Raw genomic sequence first — 20733 nt, forward strand, 5'->3', positions numbered from 1 at the left:
TATTCCGGTCTCGTATCCATCCCTGAAATACGCCTGAATCCCACCCGGTAACTGTCCCCTTGCATACCACCTCGGGTAAATCCCTATCCCGCACTGCGTTGTAAACAAAGGCTTTGTCGGCACTAAAACGCTTGCCGTGCAAGGCTTTCGGCGATTTTCGCAGCGCTAATACCAGTTCGTTGACTGGTATTATGGTGGTTATATAATGCGTTCACTTTCGACGGTCCGAGATCGTCGTCCGACACGCGGAGGCACATGGAAACCGGCTGGTCCGAACTGGCGCCCGATCCCCTCGACGACACGCCGCTCTATCTGCAGCTCGCCCGCAAGCTGGCGAGCGCGATCCACGCCGGCGCGTGGCGGGCCGGCGAGGCGCTGCCGTCGGAGCGGCTGCTGTCGGTGTCGGTCGGCGTGTCGCGGATCACCGCGCGTCGGGCGCTCGCGTTGCTGGTCGAGCAGGGACTGATCAAGCGGGCGCGCGGCGCGGGCAGCTTCATCACGCCGCGTGTCGCCGATCCGCTGTCGCATCTCGTCGGCTTCACCGCGAAGATGCGGCAGCGCGGCTTCGTGCCCGATTCGGTGTGGCTGTCGCGCACGCTGCGCGCCGCGAGCCGCGACGAGACCACGCATCTCGGCCTCGCGCCCGGCGCGACGGTGGCGCGGCTCGAACGGCTGCGCCGCGCGGACGGCATCGTGATGGCCGTCGAGCATTCGACGCTGCCCGCCGCGGTGGTGCCCGATCCGCAGGCGCTCGGCGCGTCGCTGTACGAATACCTCGAGGCGCGCGGCATGACCGTCGTGCGCGCGCTGCAGCACTTTCGCGCGGCGAACGCGACGCACGCGATCGCGAAATGGATGGCGGTGAAGCCGGGCTCGGCCCTGCTGGTGATCACGCGGATCGGCTATGGCGCCGACCAGCGCGCGATCGAAATGAGCGAAACGTATTGCCGCGACGACTACTACGACTTCGTCGCCGAACTGAAACGCTGACGCGCGAGACTGCCGGCGCACCATGCGCGATGGAACGCAATCGGGCGCGACGAATCGCAACGAATTGGCAAATCACGACGCGGATGCCCGCGTCACCGGATCATCAAGAGAACGTCATGCTGACTGGCAACATCCTCACCCCCGACGGCTGGATTCACGGTTCGCTCGATAGCGAGAACGGTCGCATCACCACGCTCGACGGCGTGCCCGTCGATCCCGCGCAGAACGACGCACCGTACATCCTGCCCGGCTTCATCGACCTGCACGTGCACGGCGGCGGCGGCGCCGACGTGATGGAAGGCGGCGACGCGATCGAAACCATCGTCCGCACGCACGCGCAATTCGGCACGACGAGCCTGCTCGCGACGACGATGACCGCGCCGCGCGACGAACTGATGGAGGTCGTCGCGAACCTCGGCACCGTCGCGCGCAACCGCACGCCGGGCGGCGCGCGCGTGCTCGGCGTGCATCTCGAAGGGCCGTACATCAACCCCGGCAAGCTCGGCGCGCAGCCCGACGCGGCCGTGTCGGCCGCGCTCGACGAGGTGCTGAAGTACCTGTCGATCGCGCCGATCCGCGTCGTCACGCTCGCACCGGAAATCGCGGGCCACATCGAGATCATCGGCGAGATGGCCGCGCGCGGCGTGCGCGTGCAGCTCGGCCACTCGCTCGCGACCTACGACGACGCGGTCGCCGCGCTCAAGCACGGCGCATGCGGCTTCACGCACCTGTTCAACGCGATGTCGCCGCTGCATCACCGCAACCCGGGCCTCGTCGGCGCGGCGCTCGCGCACGCCGAATACGCGGAAATCATTCCCGACCTGCTGCACGTCCACCCAGGCGCGATTCGCGCGGCGCTGCGCGCGATTCCGCGCCTGTACGTCGTGACCGACAGCACGTCCGCCACCGGCATGCCCGACGGCGAATACCGGCTCGGCAGCCAGCACGTGACGAAGTGCCTCGGCGGCGTGCGGCTCGCCGACGGCACGCTCGCCGGCAGCACGCTGACGATGGACCAGGCGCTGCGCAATCTCGTGTCGCTCGGCCTGCCGATCGCCGACGTGTCGAACCGGATGTCGCGCTACGCGGCCGACTACCTCGGCGTCGCCGATCGAGGCCGCCTCGAGCGCGGCGCATGGGCCGACCTCGCGGTGTTCGATCGCGACCTGAACCTCACCGCGACCTACGTCGAAGGAGAATCGATTGTCGAATATGCTTAAGGAAGCGCGCGAGTCCGCCCAGGTCGTCGCCGCGCAGATCGCCGACACCGCGCGCGTCGAAGCGCTCGCCGGCCAATTGCTCGATCACCCGCCGGCCGTCGCGCTGACGGTCGCGCGCGGCAGCTCGGATCACGCCGCCAGCTATTTCGCGAGCCTGACGATGAGCCGCCTCGGCGTGCCGGTCGCGTCGCTGCCGATGTCGGTCGCGACGCTGCAGCAGGCGCCGCTGAAAGTGCAGGACCAGCTCGCGATCGCCTTTTCCCAGTCGGGCAAGAGCCCCGATCTCGTCAATACGATGGCCGCGCTGCGCGAAGCCGGCGCACGCACCGTCGCCGCCGTGAACGTGCTGCCGTCGCCGCTCGCCGACGCGTGCGAGCACCGGTTGCCGCTGCTGGCCGGCCCCGAGCTGTCGGTCGCCGCGACCAAGAGCTATATCGCGATGCTGTCGCTGTCCGCGCAGATCGTCGCGTACTGGCAGCGCGACGCCGCGCTGATGACCGCGCTGCGCGGCCTGCCCGACGTGCTCGCGCAGGCCGGCCGGCTCGACTGGTCGCAGGCCGTCGCGGCGCTCGCGGGCATCGAACGGATGATCGTCATCGGCCGCGGCCTGGGCCTCGCGATCGCGCAGGAAGCCGCGCTGAAGCTGAAGGAAACGTCCGGCATCCAGGCCGAGGCGTTCTCGAGCGCCGAAGTCCGTCACGGCCCGATGGAGCTGATCGACCGCGACTATCCGCTGCTCGTGTTCGCGCCGCCCGGGCCCGAGCAGGCCGGCCTGCTGCAGCTCGCCGCGGACATGCGCGCACGCGGCGCCGCCGTGCTGCTGGCGGCGCCCGCCGGCACGCCCGGCGTATCGGGCACCGTGCTGCCGCTCGCGCAGTCCGCCCATTCGGCGCTCGACCCGATCGCCGCCATTCTTTCGTTCTACGTGATGGCGGCGGATCTCGCCGTCGCGCGCGGCCGCAATCCCGACACGCCGCGCCACCTGAACAAAGTGACAGAAACGCACTGATAGCCGAGAAAGCCGATGAGACGCGCCGAGGAATCCCAGTTGAAGAGCCCCACCCACGATCAGATCGTTCTGCTCAGCCCGTTGACGGGGCCGATCGTCGCACTGGCCGACGTGCCCGATCCGGTGTTCTCCGGCGGGATGTTCGGCGACGGCATCGGCATCGACCCGCTCGCGGGCCGGCTCGTCGCGCCGTGCGCGGGCGTCGTGTCGCATCTGGCGCGCACCGGCCACGCGGTGACGATCACGACGCCGCAAGGCGCGGAAGTGCTGCTGCACATCGGCATCGATACCGTCGAGCTGAACGGCCAGGGCTTCATCGCGCACGTCGAAGCCGGCGCGCGCGTCGAAGCGGGCGCGCTGTTGATCGAGTTCGACCAGGACGCGGTGGCGCGCCATGCGCATTCGCTCGTGTCGGTGATCGCGATCGCGAATTCCGATGCGTTCGAGGTGGTCGATCGCGCGAGCGGTTTCGCGACCGCCGGCGAGACGCCGTTGCTCGCGCTGCGCGGCAAGGGCGACGCCGCCGCGCAGGCGGCGCAGGCGGGTGCTGCCGCGCACAACGAAGTGCGCCGCGCGATCGTGCTCGCGCAGCCGGGCGGGCTGCATGCGCGGCCGGCCGCACGGGCGCGTGAAGCCGTGCGCGGGTTCGACGCGACCGTCGACGTGCTGTTCGACGGCCGCAAGGCGTCGATTGCGAGCGTCGTCGGCTTGCTCGGCCTCGGCGCCGGCGAAGGCGCGACGGTCGAACTGGTCGGCCGCGGCGCGCACGCGCAGCAGGCGGTCGATGCGGTCGAGCACGAGCTGCTGCGCGAGGCGCACGGCGAAGTGGAAGAAAAGCCGGCGCGGCTGACATCGCCCGCGCCGCGGACGATCGCACGCCACACCGGCGCACCGATCGACGGCGCGCCCATCGATCCCAACACGCTCGCCGGCGTATGTGCGTCGCCCGGCATCGCGGTCGGCACGCTGGTGCGTCTCGACGATGCGGACATCGTGCCGCCCGAACAGGCCACCGGCACGCCGGCCGCGGAAAGCCGCCGGCTCGACCAGGCGTTGAAGGCGGTCGACGCCGAACTCGGCGAAACGGTGCGCAACGCGTCGGCGCGCGGCGCGGTCGGCGAAGCGGGCATTTTCGCGGTGCATCGCGTGCTGCTCGAGGATCCGACGCTGATCGACGCCGCGCGCGACTTGATCAGTCTCGGCAAGGGCGCGGGCTTCGCGTGGCGCGCGACGATCCGCACGCAGATCGACACGCTGTCGAAGCTCGACGACGCGCTGCTCGCCGAACGCGCGGCCGACCTGCGCGACATCGAGAAACGCGTGCTGCGCGCGCTCGGCCACACGAACGGCGCCGCGCGTGCGCTGCCCGACGAGGCCGTGCTCGCGGCCGACGAGTTCACGCCGTCCGATCTGTCGTCTCTCGATCGCGAGCGCGTGACCGCGCTCGTGATGGCGCGCGGCGGCGCGACGTCGCACGCGGCGATCATCGCGCGGCAGCTCGGCATCCCGGCGCTGGTGGCGGTCGGCGACGCGCTGTACACGATCCCGGACGGCACGCAGGTCGTCGTCGATGCGAGCGCGGGCCGGCTCGAACACGCGCCGACCGCGCTCGACGTCGAGCGCGCGCGGCACGAGCGCCAGCGCCTGGACGGCGTGCGCGAGACGAACCGGCAACGGGCCGGCGAGGCGGCCGCGACGGTCGACGGCCGCGCGATCGAGGTCGCCGCGAACATCGCGACGCTCGACGACGCGAACACCGCGGTCGACAACGGCGCGGACGCGGTCGGGCTGCTGCGCACCGAGCTGATGTTCATCCATCGCCAGGCCGCGCCGACGGCGGTCGAACACCGGCAGAGCTACCAGTCGATCGTCGACGCGCTGCAGGGCCGCACGGCGATCATCCGCACGCTCGACGTCGGCGCGGACAAGGAAGTCGACTACCTGACGCTGCCGCCCGAACCCAACCCGGCGCTCGGCCTGCGCGGCATCCGTCTCGCGCAGGTGCGCCCCGATCTGCTCGACGATCAATTGCAGGGCCTGCTCGCGGTGAAGCCGTTCGGCGCGGTGCGCATCCTGCTGCCGATGGTGACCGACGCGGGCGAACTCGTGCGGTTGAGAAAGCGCATCGACGAATTCGCGCGCGCGCAGGGCCGCACCGAGCCGATCGAGGTCGGTGTGATGATCGAGGTGCCGTCGGCCGCGCTGCTGGCCGACCAGCTCGCGCAGCACGCGGATTTCCTGTCGATCGGCACCAACGACCTGACCCAGTACACGCTCGCGATGGACCGCTGCCAGGCCGATCTGGCCGCGCAGTCCGACGGCCTGCATCCGGCCGTGCTGCGCCTGATCGACATCGCGGTGCGCGGCGCGGCAAAGCACGGCAAGTGGGTCGGCGTGTGCGGCGCGCTGGGCGGCGATCCGCTCGCGGTGCCGATCCTGGTGGGCCTCGGCGTGACCGAACTGTCGGTCGACCCGGTGTCGGTGCCGGGCATCAAGGCGCGTGTGCGCCGTCTCGATTACCAGTTGTGCCGTCAGCGCGCGCAGGATCTGCTCGCGCTCGATTCGGCACAGGCGGTAAGGGCAGCAAGCCGCGAGGTCTGGCCGCTCGACTGACGTCGGCGGGGGGCGCGCGACCCGTTTCACTACGAAAGCAATTAGGTCAACGACGATTAATGAAGAGACATGGATTGGAGGACTGAATGGACGGGAACCCATTTCTGAAGATACAGGGCCTGGGTCGGGCGCTGATGCTGCCGATCGCGGTATTGCCGGTCGCCGGCATCCTGCTGCGGCTCGGCCAGCCGGATGTGTTCAACATCAAGATGATCGCCGACGCCGGCGGCGCGATCTTCGACAACCTGCCGCTGCTGTTCGCGATCGGCGTGGCGGTCGGCTTCGCGAAGGACAACAACGGCGTGGCGGCGCTCGCGGGCGCGATCGGTTACCTGATCGAAACCGCGATCATGAAGGACATCGATCCCAAGCTGAACATGGGCGTGCTGTCCGGGATCATCGCGGGCGTGGTCGCGGGCCTGCTGTACAACCGCTACAAGGACATCAAGCTGCCCGACTACCTCGCGTTCTTCGGCGGCAAGCGGTTCGTGCCGATCATCACGGGGCTGGTCTGCGTGATCTTGGGCATCGCGTTCGGGTACGCGTGGCAGCCGATCCAGCATGCGATCGACGCGGCCGGCCAGTGGCTGACGACGGCGGGCGCGATCGGTGCGTTCGTGTTCGGCTTCCTGAACCGTCTGCTGCTCGTCACCGGCCTGCACCACATCATCAACTCGCTTGCGTGGTTCGTGTTCGGCAACTTCACGCCGCCCGCCGGCGGCGAGATCGTGCACGGCGACCTGCACCGCTTCTTCGCGGGCGACCCCACCGCGGGCACCTTCATGGCCGGCTTCTTCCCGATCATGATGTTCGGCCTGCCGGCGGCGTGTCTGGCGATGCTGCACGAAGCGCCGAAGGAGCGCCGCGCGATGGTCGGCGGCCTGCTGTTCTCGATGGCGCTGACGTCGTTCCTGACCGGCGTGACCGAGCCGATCGAGTTCAGCTTCATGTTCCTCGCGCCGGTGCTGTACGTGATCCACGCGGTGCTGACGGGGTTGTCGCTCGCGATCTGCCAGATCCTCGGCGTGAAGCTCGGCTTCACGTTCTCGGCCGGCGCGATCGACTACGTGCTGAACTACGGGCTGTCGACGAAGGGCTGGATCGCGATTCCGCTCGGCATCGCGTATGGCGCCGCGTACTACGGACTGTTCCGCTTCTTCATCCGCAAGTTCAACATGGCCACGCCGGGCCGTGAGCCGGCATCGACCGATGCAGCCGCGCAATCGTACGCATCGGGCGGCTTCGTCGCGCCGGGCGCGGCTGCAACGGCTGCCGCGCCGCGCGCGCAACGCTACATCGCCGCGCTCGGCGGGGCGGCCAACCTGTCGGTCGTCGACGCGTGCACGACACGCCTGCGCCTGACCATCGTCGATCCGGAGAAGGTATCGGAGCCGGAACTGAAGTCGATCGGCGCACGCGGCGTGCTCAAGCGCGGCGGCAACAGCGTGCAGGTGATCATCGGGCCCGAGGCCGACATCATCGCCGATGAGATGCGTGCCGCGATCGGCGGCGGCGCGACCGGTGCCGCATCGACCGCAACCGGCGCTGCCGCGCAGCCCGTCACGGGCGCGACCGCCGGGCCGCTCGATCCGGAGCCGGCCCGTTGGCTCGCGGTGTTCGGCGGGGCGACCAACGTCGCGTCGCTCGAGGCGGTGGCCGCCACGCGCTTGCGCGTGGTCGTGCGCGATCCGTCGGCGGTCGATCGCGAGCGTCTCGGCACGCTCGACGTCGCATGGGTGTCGCTCGACACGTTCCACATCGTCTGCGGCAACGCGGCGGTGCGCTATGCCGAACAGCTCGGCGCGCGTCTGCCGCCGTCGGGCGGCGGCACGGCCGCACAACCGGCGTGATGCGGTGAAGCCGGCCTGATCGATCCGCGCGGGCGGATTCGCGCCGGCGGTCAAAAAAACGGCTTGCGACGTACGCGTCGCAAGCCTTTTTTCCTTTTGGGGCGGGCGATGCGCGATGCGTTGGCCCGCATCGCGCATCGCCGGATGCCTTCAGCCGTTCACGGATTCGTCAGCGTGAACGTCGGCTTCCGGTAGCCGACGCCGGCGCGGTCGAGCTTCGGCAATTCGCGTTGCGTGAGCAGCGTCGCGAAGCCGGCCCAGTCGCGCTGCAGCGCGGCGATGTCGACATGGTGCGTGTCGCCGCGCTTGAAGCGCACGCCGGCCGCATACGGCAGCTCCCAGTCGGCCCGGTGCCACGCGCGCTCGGCGAGCGCGAGCAGCCGCGGATAGGCCATGTATTCGAGGAAGGTGTCGTTGCGCATCACTTCGCCCCACGCCTGGCCCTGCATGCCTTCGATGCGCGGCGCGGCGCCCGTGCCCGTCACCTCGAACGGGTTGCCGTCGCGGTCGCCCATCACCTCGGCGTTCTGCGGCAGGTTCTCCGGCGCGAACGAGAACACCTTGTACTCGTCGGTTGCGTGCGAGCCCCAGTAGTAGCCGCGCTCGCGCGGATTGAGCGTGTACGGGAAGTCGAAGTACAGATAGTCGGGCAGCGCGAGCACCGTCAGGTAGCCCTTGCCGCTGAGGTCGCGCGCGCTGTCCGACGCACCCCAGAAGATCGTGTCCCACAGCGACACCATCACGTGGCGCGTGCTGAAATCCTGCGGCCCGTTCGCATGCTTGATGCCGTCCTGCCACGCGGCCATCGTGCCGATCCCGTTCGCGTTGACCGCCGCGCTCACCTGTTTCGCGAAACGCGTCGGCAGCTCGTCGATCGACTTGATCTCGCCGCGCTGGAGCAGCGCCGTGCACGCGGGCGACCGCGCCCACGGCTTGTCCTGCGCGGCCAGATCGATGCGCCCCTTGTTCGGGTCGGTACCGTTCAGCGGCTGGAAGCCGCCGCCGAGGAAGATGTTCTTCGCTTCGTCGCCGCCGTAGTGCCAGGTCTGCAGCGGCGCTTGCGCGTCCGCGTGCATCGATGCGATCTCGCGGATCACCTTCGACGCGAAGTTGAGCGCGCCCGGCACGCACGGGTTCAGGTCGCTGCGCCGGTCGTAGAACTGCACCGTCGTCAGGTTCGTCGTGTCCTGCGGGTCGAGCAGCCGATACGCGTTCGCTTCCTGCTCGCGGCCGGCCGCATGCAGCCGCCGGTAGCGCGCCTCCATCGTCACGACGGCCGCCCGTGCATGCGCGGGCATGTCGATCTCGGGGATGATCTGCACGAAGCGCGCGGCCGCGTAGCGCACGAGCGCCACGTAGTCGTCGCGCGTCAGGTAGCCGCCGCCGGAGCGGTTGTCGGGGCCGGAGCCGAGCTGCGGCAGCAGGCAGCGCGTCTCGCTCGGGTCGTGGCAGCGGCGTGCGCCGATCTCGGTCAGCTCGGGCAGGCCGGGAATCTCGATGCGCCAGCCTTCGTCGTCGGACAGATGCAGGTGCAGGCGGTTGAGCTTGTACGCGCTCATCTGGTCGATCAGGCGGCGCAGCGTCGCCGGATGCTTGAAATTGCGCGCGAGATCGACGTGCATGCCGCGATGCGTGAAGCGCGGCGCGTCCTCGACGAGCATCGCCGGGATCGGGCCGCCGCCGGCCGGCGCGAGCGAGTAGAGCGTCTGCACGCCGTAGTAGAGGCCCGCGCGATCGTAGCCTTCGATCAGCACGCCGCGCGGCCCGATCGCGAGCCGGTAGCCGCCCGGTGTCGCGAGGTCGGCCGGCAGCCGGCGCGGCGCGAGTGCGCCGCGAACCGGCACGCGCGCGCCGTCGAGCCCGAGGGTCGTCGCACGCTCGCGCAGCGCCGCGACCTGGGCGTCCGGCAGGTCCGGCAGCGAGAGTTCGACGCCGCGCAGATCGAGCGTGCCGGGCAGCGGCTGTTCGCGCTTCACGCTCGGCAGCGCGCGGCCCGGATCGGGGCGGGCGGCCACCGGCGGCGCGTTGCCGGTCGAGTTGTTCTGCGCGTCGGCCGGCAGCGATTCGACGTAGCGCAGTTCGTTGTCGGTGTCGTCGTAGCGCAGCACGGCCGGCGGCGCGCCGTCGACGACGACATACGGGCGCGGAATCACGTCGCTGTAACGCAGCAGCCAGTATTCGGCGACGAACGGCAGCTCGATGCGCTCGCCGGGCGCGAGCCGCACCGAGCCCGGCTGCGGCGTCAGTTCGTACAGGTCGCCGGTGAGCCGCCGCAGCGCGAAGCCCGGACGATCGATCCGCAGCAGGCGGCGGATGCTGTGCAGGTAGAGCTTCCAGCCGCCGTCGGCGATCGCCTGGTGGCCGCGGTTCTGCAGGATCAGGCGGCCCGTCGCGCAGGCGGCGCCGTCGGCGCCGAGATCGGCGCACGGCACGCCGGCCGCGGCCGCGTGGTTGTTGTCGACGGCCACGCGCAGCGCGAGGCCGTCCGACAGCAGCGCCGCGAGACCGGCCGCCTGGGCGCCGCCGGCGCTCGCGCCAGCGGCGGCCGACGCCGGCGTCGACGCCGCCGAGATCGCGGCCGGCGACAGCACCGCGATCAGCAGACCGGCAATGAGGGAGGGCAAGGTAGATTTCATTCGAACTCCTGAGAAAAAGGGGGCGTAGCGGCGTCGTGACGCGACGTCGCTGCGAGCGGGTCTTTCAGTGGAGCTGCGGGCGATACCAGCACGCGGGGCGATGCGGGTGCCCCGCGTGCATTCGGCACGCGGGAGCGTGCGTTACGGAACGGGAGGCGGGCATGCGTGCCGATCGGGCCGGCGCGGCGGCGGGCGCGGATTCATCGGCGGCAGCCGGCAATCGCCACGCCGGCGAGGCGGCGGCAGCCGGCGGCATTCGTCCGGCCGCGCACGGTCGCGACGACGGCGCGCACCCTCGCGCACGGACGTCGACACGGCGCGCAGGCGCACGCCCTACACGGAATTCGCATGTCTCCCCCACCCGGAAGGAATCGGCCTGTCAGCGGCCGTGTCCAACGATCTTATGAAACCTTTTATTGGTATTCAAGTGGTATCAATCTGGCGCTAAATTGGCATCGACGTACGGCGCCTGCCCGCGCGGCCGGGACGAAAAAAACCTCGCGCGAAGCGAGGTTCTTTCCTTTCCGGACGGCGGCGGCGCGCTCGGCTGCGCGCGTGTCGCGCGTCGATGCCGTCAGTCGCGGCGCGCGCGCACCGGCGCTTCCTGCGGCTTCTGCCGCGCTTCGAGCCACATCGCGTTGACGATGCCGAACGACAGCGCGACGCCGATACCGAGAATCCAGCTGAAATACCACATGATCCGACTCCTTGCGAAACGGTGGGCGAGGGCGCCTGCACGCCCCGCCCGGTTCAATGCATCAATACATCGAGTGCTTGTTCTCTTCGAGCGTCTGGTGCGTGACCTTGCCGCGCATCACGCGATACACCCAGCTCGTGTAGAGCAGGATGATCGGCAGGAACACGATCACCGCGAACAGCATCACCTGCAGCGTCATGTGGCTCGACGTCGAATCCCACACGGTCAGGCTACTGCGCGGGTCGAGCGACGACGGCATGATGAACGGGAACATCGAGAAGCCCGCGGTCAGGATAACGCCGACGATCATCAGGCCGGTGCAGAAGAACGCCGTCTTCTCCTGCTTCGAGCCGGCGAGCAGCAGCGCGAGCACGCCGCCCGCGATCCCGACGACCGGCGCCGCGATCATCCACGGATAGTCGCCGTAGTTCGCGAGCCACAGGCCCGAACCGGCGGCGACGTCCTTGAGCAGCGGGTTCGCGACGGTGTCGGTCGGCGCGGCATGGGTGATGTGGAAGCCGCCGATGTAAGACGCCACCAGCACGCCGGCCAGCACGAACAGCACGACCGCGAGCAACGACGCGACGCGTAGCGCGATCGACGCGCGGCGCGCGATCGCGCCGTCGGTCTTCATCTTGATGAACGCGGCGCCGTGCGCGACGAGCATCGTGAGGCTGACGAGCCCGCACAGCAGCGCGAACGGATTCAGCAGCGCCCAGAAGCCGCCGTAGTAGGTCACGCGCAGGTCGCTGTCGAACTTGAACGGCACGCCCTGCAGCAGGTTGCCGAATGCGACGCCGAACACCAGCGCCGGCACGAAGCCGCCGACGAACAGGCCCCAGTCCCAGCCCGCGCGCCAGCGCGGGTCGGGCCGCTTGCTGCGGTAGTCGAAACCCACCGGCCGGAAGAACAGCGCGAACAGCACCAGCAGCATCGCGAAGTAGAAGCCGGAGAACGACGCCGCGTAGACGAGCGGCCACGCGGCGAACATCGCGCCGCCGGCCGTGATCAGCCACACCTGGTTGCCCTCCCACGTCGCGCCGACGGTGTTGATGATGATGCGGCGCTCCTCGTCGGTCTTGCCGAGGAACGGCAGCAGCGCGGTCGCGCCCATGTCGAAGCCGTCGGTGACGGCAAAGCCGATCAGCAGCACGCCGACGAGCAGCCACCAGATCAGCTTGAGAGTTGCATAGTCCATAGCGATTCCTTGTTCCGTTGCGAGGGCGTGCTCAGACTGCGGCCCGCTCGCCGGCAGCGGCGAGTTCGTGGTGATAGCGGCCGGTATGCAGCGACGACGGGCCGAGGCGCGCGTACTTGAACATCAGCTTGATCTCGATGACGAACAGCGCGGTGTAGAACGCGATGAAGCCGGCGAGGCTCAGGTACAGGTCGCTCGGCTGCAGGCTCGACGCGGACAGGTGCGTCGGCAGGATGCCGGCGATGGTCCACGGCTGACGGCCGAGTTCGGCGACGACCCAGCCGAATTCCGCGGCGAGCCACGGCAGCGGGATCGCCCACACCGCGTAGCGGAGGAACCAGCGGCGGTTGTCCTGCAGCAGTTCGCGGCGCGCGCAGAACCAGAACGCGGCGGCGAAGGTCGCGAGGAACAGGAAGCCGAGGAACACCATGATCCGGAACGAGAAGAACACGGGCGCGACCGGCGGGATCGTCTTCTGCGCGGCGGCCTTGACCTGCTCGGGCGTCGCGTCGACCACGTTCGGCGTGAACTGCTTGAGCATCAGCCCGTAGCCGAGATACTGCTTGTGCTGGTCGAACAGTGCGCGGGTCGCGTCGCTCGTGTCGCCTTCCTTGATCTTCTGCAGCGCGCCATACGCGACCATCCCGCTCCGGATGTGCTCCTCGCTGTGCTTCGCGAGCTCGCGCAGGCCGATCACCGGCTCGTCGATCGAGCGCGTCGCGATCAGGCCGAGCGCATACGGGATCTTGATCGCGTAGTCGGTGCGCTGTTCCTCCTGGTTCGGAATGCCGATCAGCGTGAACGATGCGGGCGCCGGCTGCGTTTCCCATTCGGATTCGATTGCGGCGAGCTTCATCTTCTGCACTTCGCCGGTCGTATAGCCCGATTCGTCGCCGAGCACGATCACGCACAGCGTCGCCGCGAGGCCGAAGCCGGCCGCGACCGCGAACGAGCGCAGCGCGAAGTCGACGTCGCGCTTCTTCAGCAGGTACCACGACGACACGCCGAGCACGAACATCGCGGCCGTCACGTAGCCGGCCGACACCGTATGCACGAACTTCACCTGCGCGACCGGGTTGAACAGCACGTCGAACAGGCTCGTCAGCTCCATGCGCATCGTCTGGTAATTGAATTCGGCGCCGACCGGGTTGTTCATCCAGCCGTTCGCGACGAGGATCCACAGAGCCGACAGGTTCGAGCCGAGCGCGACGAGGAACGTGACGATCAGGTGCTTGACCTTCGACAAGCGGTTCCAGCCGAAGAAGAACAGGCCGACGAACGTCGATTCGAGGAAGAATGCCATCAGGCCTTCGACCGCGAGCGGCACGCCGAAGATGTCGCCGACGTAGTGCGAGTAGTACGACCAGTTCGTGCCGAACTGGAATTCGAGCGTGATGCCGGTCGTCACGCCCATCGCGAAGTTGATCCCGAACAGCTTGCCCCAGAACTGGGTCATGTCCTTGTAGACCTGTTTGCCGGTCATCACGTAGACCGCTTCCATGATGACGAGCAGCCAGGACAGGCCGAGCGTCAGCGGCACGAACAGGAAGTGGTAGAGCGCCGTGATGCCGAACTGCAGACGCGACAGATCGACGACTTCGCTACTTATCATGGTGGTCTCCCTCGGTAGATGCAGGCGCCGGCACCGAGAGCAGCTTCTCGGCCACGGCGGCAGGCGGCAACGACATGTGTTCGGCCTGCGGATGATTGAAGAATGCGTATTTGAGCGACATCAGGAGGATCAGCTTGACGATCAGCACCAGGGTGATGTCGCGGGCGAGGGTCGGTCCGCGTGCCCACGCGGCGATGCGCGCGCGCCAGCCGCTCGTGCCGACCGGCCGCGAAGGCGGTGCTGGCTCTTTATTGATCGAGATCAAGGCGATTATCCTGAATCGATTTAGGTCGGATTGGGGGCGACTTTACGTCGGATTGATGACGGCCGTGAAGCTGTTTTAATCCTTTTGCGCCTGACATGCCAATTTTAAAAGGACGGCTTTCCGATGCCGAGTGCTGCGCTGCGGCAGACCGTCGCGAAACATGGGGTGGAAATTGAGGCAGATCAAGGTTATGCGGAAGGGCGCCGCAAATGACGAAATACCCGATGAATCAGGTCAATTGATCGGCGAAGAAACGGAGCGTGAAACGCGCTGAAAAGCGGGTGAAAAGCGGCGGAAAACGGATGAAAAAAACCGCTGCCGGTCGGGCAGCGGTTTTCGATGAAGCGCTCTGAATCGTCGGGGATTTACGCGTATTCGGCGAGGGCGGTGCGCATTTTTTTCATCGCGCTCGCTTCGATCTGGCGGATACGTTCCGCCGACACGCCGAACTCCGCGGCGAGATCGTGCAGCGTCGAGCCGCCCGAGCCGTCGTCGTCGACGTGCAGCCAGCGGGCCTCGATGATGCGGCGGCTGCGCGCGTCGAGTGCGTCGAGCGCCTGCGCGATGCCGTCCGTCTGCAGCATGTCGCGCTGGCGCGCGGCGAGCACGGCGGTCGGCTCGTTGTGCGAATCGGCCAGGTAGGCGATCGGCGCGTACGATTCCTCGCCGTCGTCCACCTGCCCTTCGAGCGCGATGTCGCCGCCCGACAGGCGCGTTTCCATCTCGGTCACTTCCTCGCGCTTGACGTTGAGCTCCTGCGCGAGGCCGTCGATTTCCTCGGGCGTCATCGCCTGCATGCTCTTCTTGTGGCTGCGCAGGTTGAAGAACAGCTTGCGCTGCGCCTTCGTCGTCGCGACCTTCACCATGCGCCAGTTGCGCAGGATGTACTCGTGGATCTCGGCCTTGATCCAGTGAATCGCGTACGACACCAGGCGCACGTTTTGCGCCGGGTCGAACCGCTTCACGGCTTTCATCAGGCCGATATTGCCTTCCTGGATCAGGTCGCCGTGCGGCAGGCCGTAGCCGAGATAGTTGCGCGCGATCGACACGACGAGACGCAGGTGCGACAGCACGAGGCGGCGCGCCGCGTCGAGGTTGTTGTCTTCGCGGAATTCGGTTGCGTACCGGCGTTCCTCCTCGGCGGTCAGCAGCGGAATGCGGTTGACGGCCTGGATGTACGCGTCGATGTTGCCGAGCTGGCCGGGCAACATCGATTGGGCTGCGAGCGCCAACGAGCCTGCCGATTCGGCCTTGGCCGGCGTCGGGCTCAGGGTGTTCGGGAGGGTCAGGGCGTTGCTCACTAAAAACTCCTTTGGAATCAGGGACAAACCCCGGTCTCGGATGAGATTCCGGAAGTCATCTTAGCACTCCCGCAAGGCGAGTGCTAATTCCTTAGAGCGGGCGGGGGCATCCGAGTTCCCCATTTTCTATCGAATTGGTTGAGTCGATAGTCTATTCTGCGACAAGGGGCGTGCCTCGAAGTTCCGTAAGCCGTTGTTTTCGATGGGAATCGGTAGACGATTTCGATTTTTGTCTTTTTGGAAGCAAGCTATTTCGCTTCGTGATGCCGATCCGAAAAGTCCTTTACCATACCATTCAGTTCGCTCGGGCCCGGCCGTTGCGGCAGGCTCCATTCAACCCACAAAGTTGGAGTGTCAGATGAACAATAAGAAGAATCGCCGGCCCCGCAGCCGGCTGGTGCTGCATGCGATGCTGGCAGCATCTCTTCTGGGTGGATCGGGTGCGGCTTTCGCGGATCGATGGGGGATCCAGGCGGGCGGCGGGTTTTCGGATCGTCGCGGGATCGACAAGGCCGATATCGGCGTGGTGTGGGATCCGGGCTGGAACTGGTGGGAAATCGGCGGTTGGCACTTCGCGTTCGTCGTCGAAGGGCACGCCGGCTACTGGCACACGGGCGGCAACGTCCATGGCAGCATCGGCGAGTTCGGCGTCACGCCGATGTTCCGTTTCATCAAGAGTAGCGGGGAGATTCGCCCGTTCATCGAGGCGGGCGGCGGCGTCCGGCTTCTGACGCACCCGACGATCTCGAACAATTTCTCGCTGTCGACCGCGTTCCAGTTCGCGCCGACCGGCGGCGTGGGCGTGCAGTTCGGTCAACGGCAACAGTATCAGGTCGGCTACCGTTTCGAACATGTGTCTAACGCGGGTATCAAAGAGCCGAATCCTGGTATAAATTTCCACCAGTTCTACCTGCAGTACAACTTCTGATCCGTACGCCCGAGCAAGGCGGGCGCGTTGCCGAGGAGTCAGGCGATGGCGAAGGTGGTCGATGCGATCCGCGCGCTCGAGCGCGATCGGTTCCGGGCGATGGTGGACGGCGACGGCGAGGCGCTCGACGCGCTGTTGTCGGACAAGGTGTTTTTCGTCCACACCAACGGCAAACGCGAAACCAAGCAGCAGTTCATCGACGCCATCGTCGCCGGCCGCCGCCGCTATCGCCAGATCGAAATCCAGTCGCAGGACGTGCTGCCGGTCGGCGACGAGACCTGCGTCGTCACCGGGCGTGCGTTGATCGAGATGGAAACGAACAACGGCGGCCTCGTCTTCCCGATTGCCTATACGTCCGTCCACACGCACGCCCAGGGCCGCTGGTGCCTGTTCGCGTGGCAGGCGACGCGGTGCGCGACCGAAACCTGAGCGCGGGTGGCGCTCCGTTTCATGTGTCGACCGAAGCGGCCTTCTGAGCCGCTTTTTGCTGCCTCGTGCGGCGCGGATCGCGCGGCGCACGGGTGGTCACGCACCGCTCGCTGACGTTTCAACCCTGCATCGAAGCTCGTGCTCAGGCCGCCGCGCGGCGGTCCGCGCAATGCCATGCCGAGCGGTTGATCGCGCTGACGACCGCATCGAGCGCCGCGCTCGCCGCATCGGCGTGCATGCCGACACCGTGCCGCAGCGGCGCGTCGCCGACCCGGCAGCCGACCGACACCGCGATTCGGCCGTCCGCGGCGCGCGTGTGTTCGCACGACGCGACGTCGATCGCGACGCCGGCGGCCGCCGCAAATGCCGCGGCGAAATGTCGCACGGCGTCGTCGGGCGTCGCGTCGGCGGCAGGCGCCGCCGCGATCTCGCGGTTCTGCCAGCGCGCGCCGCTGCCGTGGCGCGCGGCCGGGCCGTCGGTCTCGAAGAATTCGCGCGCGAACAGCGTGCAGATCGCGTCGCCCGTCACTTCCTCGCCCGATGCGTCGGCGAGCGTCTGCACCGCATGGCTGAACTCGATCTGGACGCGGCGCGTCGGCGTGAAGCCCATCCCGCGTTCGAGCAGGAACGTCGCGCCGCCCTTGCCGGACTGGCTGTTCACGCGGATCACCGCGTCGTAGCTGCGGCCGAGATCGGCCGGGTCGATCGGCAGGTACGGCACCTCCCACATCGCGTCGGGGCGCTGCTGCGCGAAGCCCTTGCGGATCGCGTCCTGGTGCGAGCCCGAGAACGCGGTGAACACGAGGTCGCCCGCGTACGGATGGCGCGGATGCACGGGGATCTGGTTGCAGCGCTCGACGACGCGGCGCACGGCGTCGATGTCGGAGAAATCGAGGCCCGGGTCGATACCTTGCGTGTAGAGGTTCAACGCGAGCGTGACGAGATCGACGTTGCCGGTGCGCTCGCCGTTGCCGAACAGGCAGCCTTCGATCCGGTCGGCACCCGCGAGCAGCGCGAGTTCGGCCGCCGCGACCGCGGTGCCGCGATCGTTGTGCGGATGCACGGACAGCACGATGCTGTCGCGATACGCGAGGTTGCGGTCCATCCATTCGATCTGGTCGGCGAACACGTTCGGGGTCGCGGCCTCGACGGTGGCCGGCAGGTTGACGATCATCTTGTGGTCGCGGGTCGGACGCCACGTCTGCGCGACCGCGTCGCAGATCTCGCGCGCGAACGTCAGCTCGGTCATGCTGAAGGTTTCCGGCGAGTACTGGAACGTCCACTGCGTATCGGGGCGCGCGGCCGCGTGTTCCTTGATGATGCGCGTGCCGTCGATCGCCAGCGCCTTCACGGCGTCCTTCGACATCCCGAACACGATGCGGCGGAACGACGGGCAGACCGCGTTGTACAGGTGCACGATCGCGCGCGGCACGCCTTCGAGCGCGTCGAACGTGCGCGCGATCAGGTCTTCGCGCGACTGCACGAGCACTTCGATGGTCACGTCGTCGGGAATCCGCTTCTCGTCGATCAGCTTGCGGACGAAATCGAAGTCGGTTTGCGACGCCGACGGAAAACCGACTTCGATCTCCTTGAACCCGATGGCGACCAGCATTTCGAAGAACTCGAGCTTCTGCTCGATGCTCATCGGCTCGATCAGCGACTGGTTGCCGTCGCGCAGATCGGTGCTCATCCATACGGGCGCACGCTCGATGGTGCGGGCGGGCCAGCGGCGGCCATTGAGGCGGACGGGCTCGAACGGACGGTACTTGTCTTGCGGATTGCGCATCATCTTCTGGACCTCGGGTCTCAAGTCGCGAGCGAAGACGGGCGGCAGGGCGCCGGTGGGCGCTGCCTCGCATCCGGCGCGCGATGGCGCCGCGGATGCGGATGATCTTCGCGAATCGGCCGACGGATGGACGGACGAATGCTGACGACTTCGGGTTGTAAAAATTACGAGAGGGGTACTGCGAGGAACTGCTGGGAGGACCGTGCGGACGGCACACGGCGCTACGACAGCCTTAGGCTAGTCGTAGCGATAGCGGCCGCGCTAGGCGGCCGGAGGTAATTCGGAGGGTGTTCGGAAAGGAACGCATGACGGCCACTCTATGCCAGGATGCGCTCGCGTGTCAAATGTCGGGATAAAGGGGCGGGTCGCCGCGGCGCCCTCAGTGCGCGACGCGGGCGATCCGGACGATCGTCGCGACCTGTCGCGCCACCGTGTCGGGCACCGGCACCTCGCCGCGCAGCACGGCGTCCGTCCACGCGGCCGTGGTCGCCGCATCGCGCGACTCGGGCAGTGCGACGGGCGGCGCATCGGTCGACGAACGCTCGGCGTCGATCAGCGTGTCGCACACGCCGTCGTGCAGCCAGTCGACCTGTACCTGGCGTCGCGTATCGGCCACCGCTTCGCCTTCGGTGCCGCGCGCGAGCAGCGCGCCGCCCCGCGCGGCGTCCGGATGGTCGCGGAACAACTGCGCGAGGCTGTCGCGGTACGGCGGATGCGTGTAGTTGACGAGCCGCAGTCCGGCCGGCGCGAACGGCTGCAGGATCTTCACGAGCGTATGCGTCGAATTGCGCACGCCGAGCACGCGGCGCATCGACAGCAGGTGCGCGATGCGCGGCGCCAGCACGTCGATCGGGGCGAACGCGACACGGCGTTCGGCGAGCGTGTCCTCGATCGCATCGTGCGACGTCGACGGCGCGAGCGACAGTGCCGAGAAAATCTCGGCGCTCGTCACGCGGCCCGGATCGCGCTCCACCCCATGCACCAGCACCGGCACGCCTTCGCGCGCGAGCAGCAGCGCAAGCAGCGGCACGAGGTTCGGCTGCTTGCGCGCGCCGTTGTAGCTCGGGATCGACACCGGCCGGAACGCGGCGTCCTGCACGTGCACGGGCTCGAACGACGCCTGCGCGGCGGCGAGCATCGCGGCCAGTTCGTCGGCGGATTCGCCTTTCAGCCGATAGGCGATCAGGATCGCGCCGAGTTCGACGTCCGACACGCGCGCATCGAGCATCGCGCGATAGAGCTCGAACGTGTCCTCGGCGGACAGGGCGCGCGCGCCGTTCGGGCCCCGGCCGATTTCCTTGATGAAGCGGGCGCAGGGGAACGGAGCGGCGGCGGGATCGTGGGAAGCGGTCATCGGGGCGTGGGGCGGGCGGCCGGCATCGGGCCGCGCGGTGAGCGATCAGGAATGCCCCGAGTATCGCACGGGCGCGGCCGCGCATCGTGCCGCGCTACACTCTGGTTCCCGGCGACGCGCGCACCGGCTGCGCCGCACCCGCGCCGTTGCCGGCCGAATACGACAACGAGAGACATCCCATGAAGCTCTACAGCTATTTCCGCAGTTCCGCGTCGTACCGCGTGCGGATTGCCCTGAACCTCAAGCAGTTGCCGTTCGACTACGCACCCGTGCACATGCTGCGCGACGGCGGCGAGCAACTGAAGGACGCGTACCGCGCGCTGAATCCGGATGCGGTCGTGCCGACGCTGATCGACGGCGACGCGACGCTGCAGCAGTCGCTCGCGATCATCGAATATCTCGACGAAACCCATCCCGAGCCCGCGCTGCTGCCGAAGCAGCCGGTCGATCGCGCGTACGTGCGCGCGGTGGCGCTGCAGATCGCATGCGAAATCCATCCGCTCAACAATCTGCGCGTGCTCAAGTACCTGAAGCACACGCTGAAGGTGCCCGAGGACGCCAAGACCGCGTGGTACCGGCACTGGATCGAGGCCGGTTTCGAAACGCTCGAGGCGCGTCTCGCGAACGATCCGCGCACCGGCACGCTGTGCTTCGGCGACACGCCGACGCTCGCCGACATATGCCTCGTGCCGCAGGTGTTCAACGCGAACCGCTTCTCGATCGACACGACGCGTTTCCCGACGATCCAGCGCATCGTCGACCATGCGGCGACGATCGATGCGTTCAAGGCCGCCGAGCCGGGCGTGCAACCCGACGCGGAATGAGCGCGGCGCGCCCGTGGCGGG

Annotated in this window: 16 protein-coding genes; 8 read left to right on the forward strand and 8 right to left on the reverse strand. The window is 68.0% G+C overall.

Annotated features, from left to right (window positions below; translation table 11 throughout):
* The first annotated feature begins 255 nt into the window (after positions 1–255).
* The 5 genes from WT53_RS29275 (at position 256) to nagE (ending at position 7682) form a co-directional block, all read left to right on the forward strand.
* Entirely contained in the window at positions 256–990 is a 735-nt protein-coding gene (locus WT53_RS29275) for a GntR family transcriptional regulator (protein WP_034208440.1), read from the forward strand.
* Positions 991–1106: 116 nt separating this feature from the next.
* Entirely contained in the window at positions 1107–2210 is a 1104-nt protein-coding gene (nagA, locus tag WT53_RS29280) for an N-acetylglucosamine-6-phosphate deacetylase (protein ID WP_034208765.1), read from the forward strand.
* Positions 2203–3219, forward strand: coding sequence for an SIS domain-containing protein (locus tag WT53_RS29285; protein WP_034208439.1), 1017 nt, complete (start codon positions 2203–2205; stop codon positions 3217–3219). The genes nagA and WT53_RS29285 overlap by 8 nt, the downstream gene beginning before the upstream one ends.
* Positions 3220–3234: 15 nt before the next feature.
* Positions 3235–5832 carry a phosphoenolpyruvate--protein phosphotransferase gene (ptsP, locus tag WT53_RS29290; protein ID WP_034208438.1) on the forward strand — a complete coding sequence of 866 codons (2598 nt, stop codon included), beginning with the start codon at positions 3235–3237 and terminating at the stop codon, positions 5830–5832.
* Positions 5833–5918: 86 nt separating this feature from the next.
* Positions 5919–7682, forward strand: coding sequence for an N-acetylglucosamine-specific PTS transporter subunit IIBC (gene nagE / locus WT53_RS29295; RefSeq protein ID WP_034208437.1), 1764 nt, complete (start codon positions 5919–5921; stop codon positions 7680–7682).
* Between the two features lie 158 nt (positions 7683–7840).
* On the opposite strand, the gene WT53_RS29300 is transcribed toward nagE, so the two are convergent.
* The 6 genes from WT53_RS29300 to rpoH form a co-directional block, all read right to left on the reverse strand.
* Entirely contained in the window at positions 7841–10318 is a 2478-nt protein-coding gene (locus WT53_RS29300) for a family 20 glycosylhydrolase (protein ID WP_034208436.1), read from the reverse strand.
* Between the two features lie 574 nt (positions 10319–10892).
* Complete coding sequence (gene cydX / locus WT53_RS29305) at positions 10893–11015, reverse strand: cytochrome bd-I oxidase subunit CydX (protein WP_006483737.1); 123 nt, start codon at positions 11013–11015, stop codon at positions 10893–10895.
* 61 nt (positions 11016–11076) lie between these two features.
* Complete coding sequence (gene cydB, locus WT53_RS29310) at positions 11077–12213, reverse strand: cytochrome d ubiquinol oxidase subunit II (protein WP_034208435.1); 1137 nt, start codon at positions 12211–12213, stop codon at positions 11077–11079.
* 31 nt (positions 12214–12244) lie between these two features.
* Entirely contained in the window at positions 12245–13825 is a 1581-nt protein-coding gene (locus tag WT53_RS29315) for a cytochrome ubiquinol oxidase subunit I (protein WP_034208434.1), read from the reverse strand.
* Positions 13815–14096: a cytochrome oxidase putative small subunit CydP gene (cydP, locus tag WT53_RS29320; protein WP_179949059.1), complete on the reverse strand. Its 282-nt coding sequence runs from the start codon at positions 14094–14096 to the stop codon at positions 13815–13817. Before cydP ends, WT53_RS29315 begins: the two co-directional genes overlap by 11 nt.
* 359 nt (positions 14097–14455) lie before the next feature.
* Entirely contained in the window at positions 14456–15391 is a 936-nt protein-coding gene (rpoH, locus tag WT53_RS29325) for an RNA polymerase sigma factor RpoH (RefSeq protein WP_034208432.1), read from the reverse strand.
* A 358-nt stretch (positions 15392–15749) separates the two neighbouring features.
* Between rpoH and pagL the strand changes: the two genes are divergently transcribed.
* A complete protein-coding gene (gene pagL, locus WT53_RS29330; RefSeq protein ID WP_034208431.1) occupies positions 15750–16319 on the forward strand; it encodes a lipid A 3-O-deacylase PagL in 570 nt (189 codons plus the stop codon).
* A gap of 45 nt (positions 16320–16364) precedes the next feature.
* The gene (locus WT53_RS29335) at positions 16365–16748 is read left to right on the forward strand and encodes a nuclear transport factor 2 family protein (RefSeq protein ID WP_034208430.1); all 384 of its coding nucleotides are present in this window, start codon (positions 16365–16367) and stop codon (positions 16746–16748) included.
* Positions 16749–16890: 142 nt separating this feature from the next.
* On the opposite strand, the gene leuA is transcribed toward WT53_RS29335, so the two are convergent.
* On the reverse strand, positions 16891–18537 hold the full coding sequence (gene leuA / locus WT53_RS29340; RefSeq protein WP_034208429.1) for a 2-isopropylmalate synthase: 1647 nt from the start codon (positions 18535–18537) through the stop codon (positions 16891–16893).
* A gap of 376 nt (positions 18538–18913) precedes the next feature.
* On the reverse strand, positions 18914–19888 hold the full coding sequence (gene ybiB / locus WT53_RS29345) for a DNA-binding protein YbiB (protein ID WP_034208428.1): 975 nt from the start codon (positions 19886–19888) through the stop codon (positions 18914–18916).
* 179 nt (positions 19889–20067) lie between these two features.
* Between ybiB and maiA the strand changes: the two genes are divergently transcribed.
* Positions 20068–20712: a maleylacetoacetate isomerase gene (gene maiA, locus WT53_RS29350; protein WP_034208764.1), complete on the forward strand. Its 645-nt coding sequence runs from the start codon at positions 20068–20070 to the stop codon at positions 20710–20712.
* Positions 20713–20733 lie beyond the last annotated feature (21 nt).

The sequence above is a fragment of the Burkholderia sp. MSMB2157WGS genome, from assembly GCF_001532755.1.
GTDB lineage: Bacteria > Pseudomonadota > Gammaproteobacteria > Burkholderiales > Burkholderiaceae > Burkholderia.

What these genes read in the sequence shown, in the direction of transcription:
- WT53_RS29335 (WP_034208430.1), top strand. Translation starts at nt 16,365, where the DNA reads ATGGCGAAGGTGGTCGATGCGATCCGCGCGCTCGAGCGCGATCGGTTC.
- WT53_RS29275 (WP_034208440.1), top strand. Translation starts at nt 256, where the DNA reads ATGGAAACCGGCTGGTCCGAACTGGCGCCCGATCCCCTCGACGACACG.
- ybiB (WP_034208428.1), bottom strand. Translation starts at nt 19,888, where the DNA reads ATGACCGCTTCCCACGATCCCGCCGCCGCTCCGTTCCCCTGCGCCCGC.
- nagA (WP_034208765.1), top strand. Translation starts at nt 1,107, where the DNA reads ATGCTGACTGGCAACATCCTCACCCCCGACGGCTGGATTCACGGTTCG.
- nagE (WP_034208437.1), top strand. Translation starts at nt 5,919, where the DNA reads ATGGACGGGAACCCATTTCTGAAGATACAGGGCCTGGGTCGGGCGCTG.
- WT53_RS29300 (WP_034208436.1), bottom strand. Translation starts at nt 10,318, where the DNA reads ATGAAATCTACCTTGCCCTCCCTCATTGCCGGTCTGCTGATCGCGGTG.
- cydB (WP_034208435.1), bottom strand. Translation starts at nt 12,213, where the DNA reads ATGGACTATGCAACTCTCAAGCTGATCTGGTGGCTGCTCGTCGGCGTG.
- cydX (WP_006483737.1), bottom strand. Translation starts at nt 11,015, where the DNA reads ATGTGGTATTTCAGCTGGATTCTCGGTATCGGCGTCGCGCTGTCGTTC.
- WT53_RS29315 (WP_034208434.1), bottom strand. Translation starts at nt 13,825, where the DNA reads ATGATAAGTAGCGAAGTCGTCGATCTGTCGCGTCTGCAGTTCGGCATC.
- leuA (WP_034208429.1), bottom strand. Translation starts at nt 18,537, where the DNA reads ATGATGCGCAATCCGCAAGACAAGTACCGTCCGTTCGAGCCCGTCCGC.
- pagL (WP_034208431.1), top strand. Translation starts at nt 15,750, where the DNA reads ATGAACAATAAGAAGAATCGCCGGCCCCGCAGCCGGCTGGTGCTGCAT.
- ptsP (WP_034208438.1), top strand. Translation starts at nt 3,235, where the DNA reads ATGAGACGCGCCGAGGAATCCCAGTTGAAGAGCCCCACCCACGATCAG.
- maiA (WP_034208764.1), top strand. Translation starts at nt 20,068, where the DNA reads ATGAAGCTCTACAGCTATTTCCGCAGTTCCGCGTCGTACCGCGTGCGG.
- WT53_RS29285 (WP_034208439.1), top strand. Translation starts at nt 2,203, where the DNA reads ATGCTTAAGGAAGCGCGCGAGTCCGCCCAGGTCGTCGCCGCGCAGATC.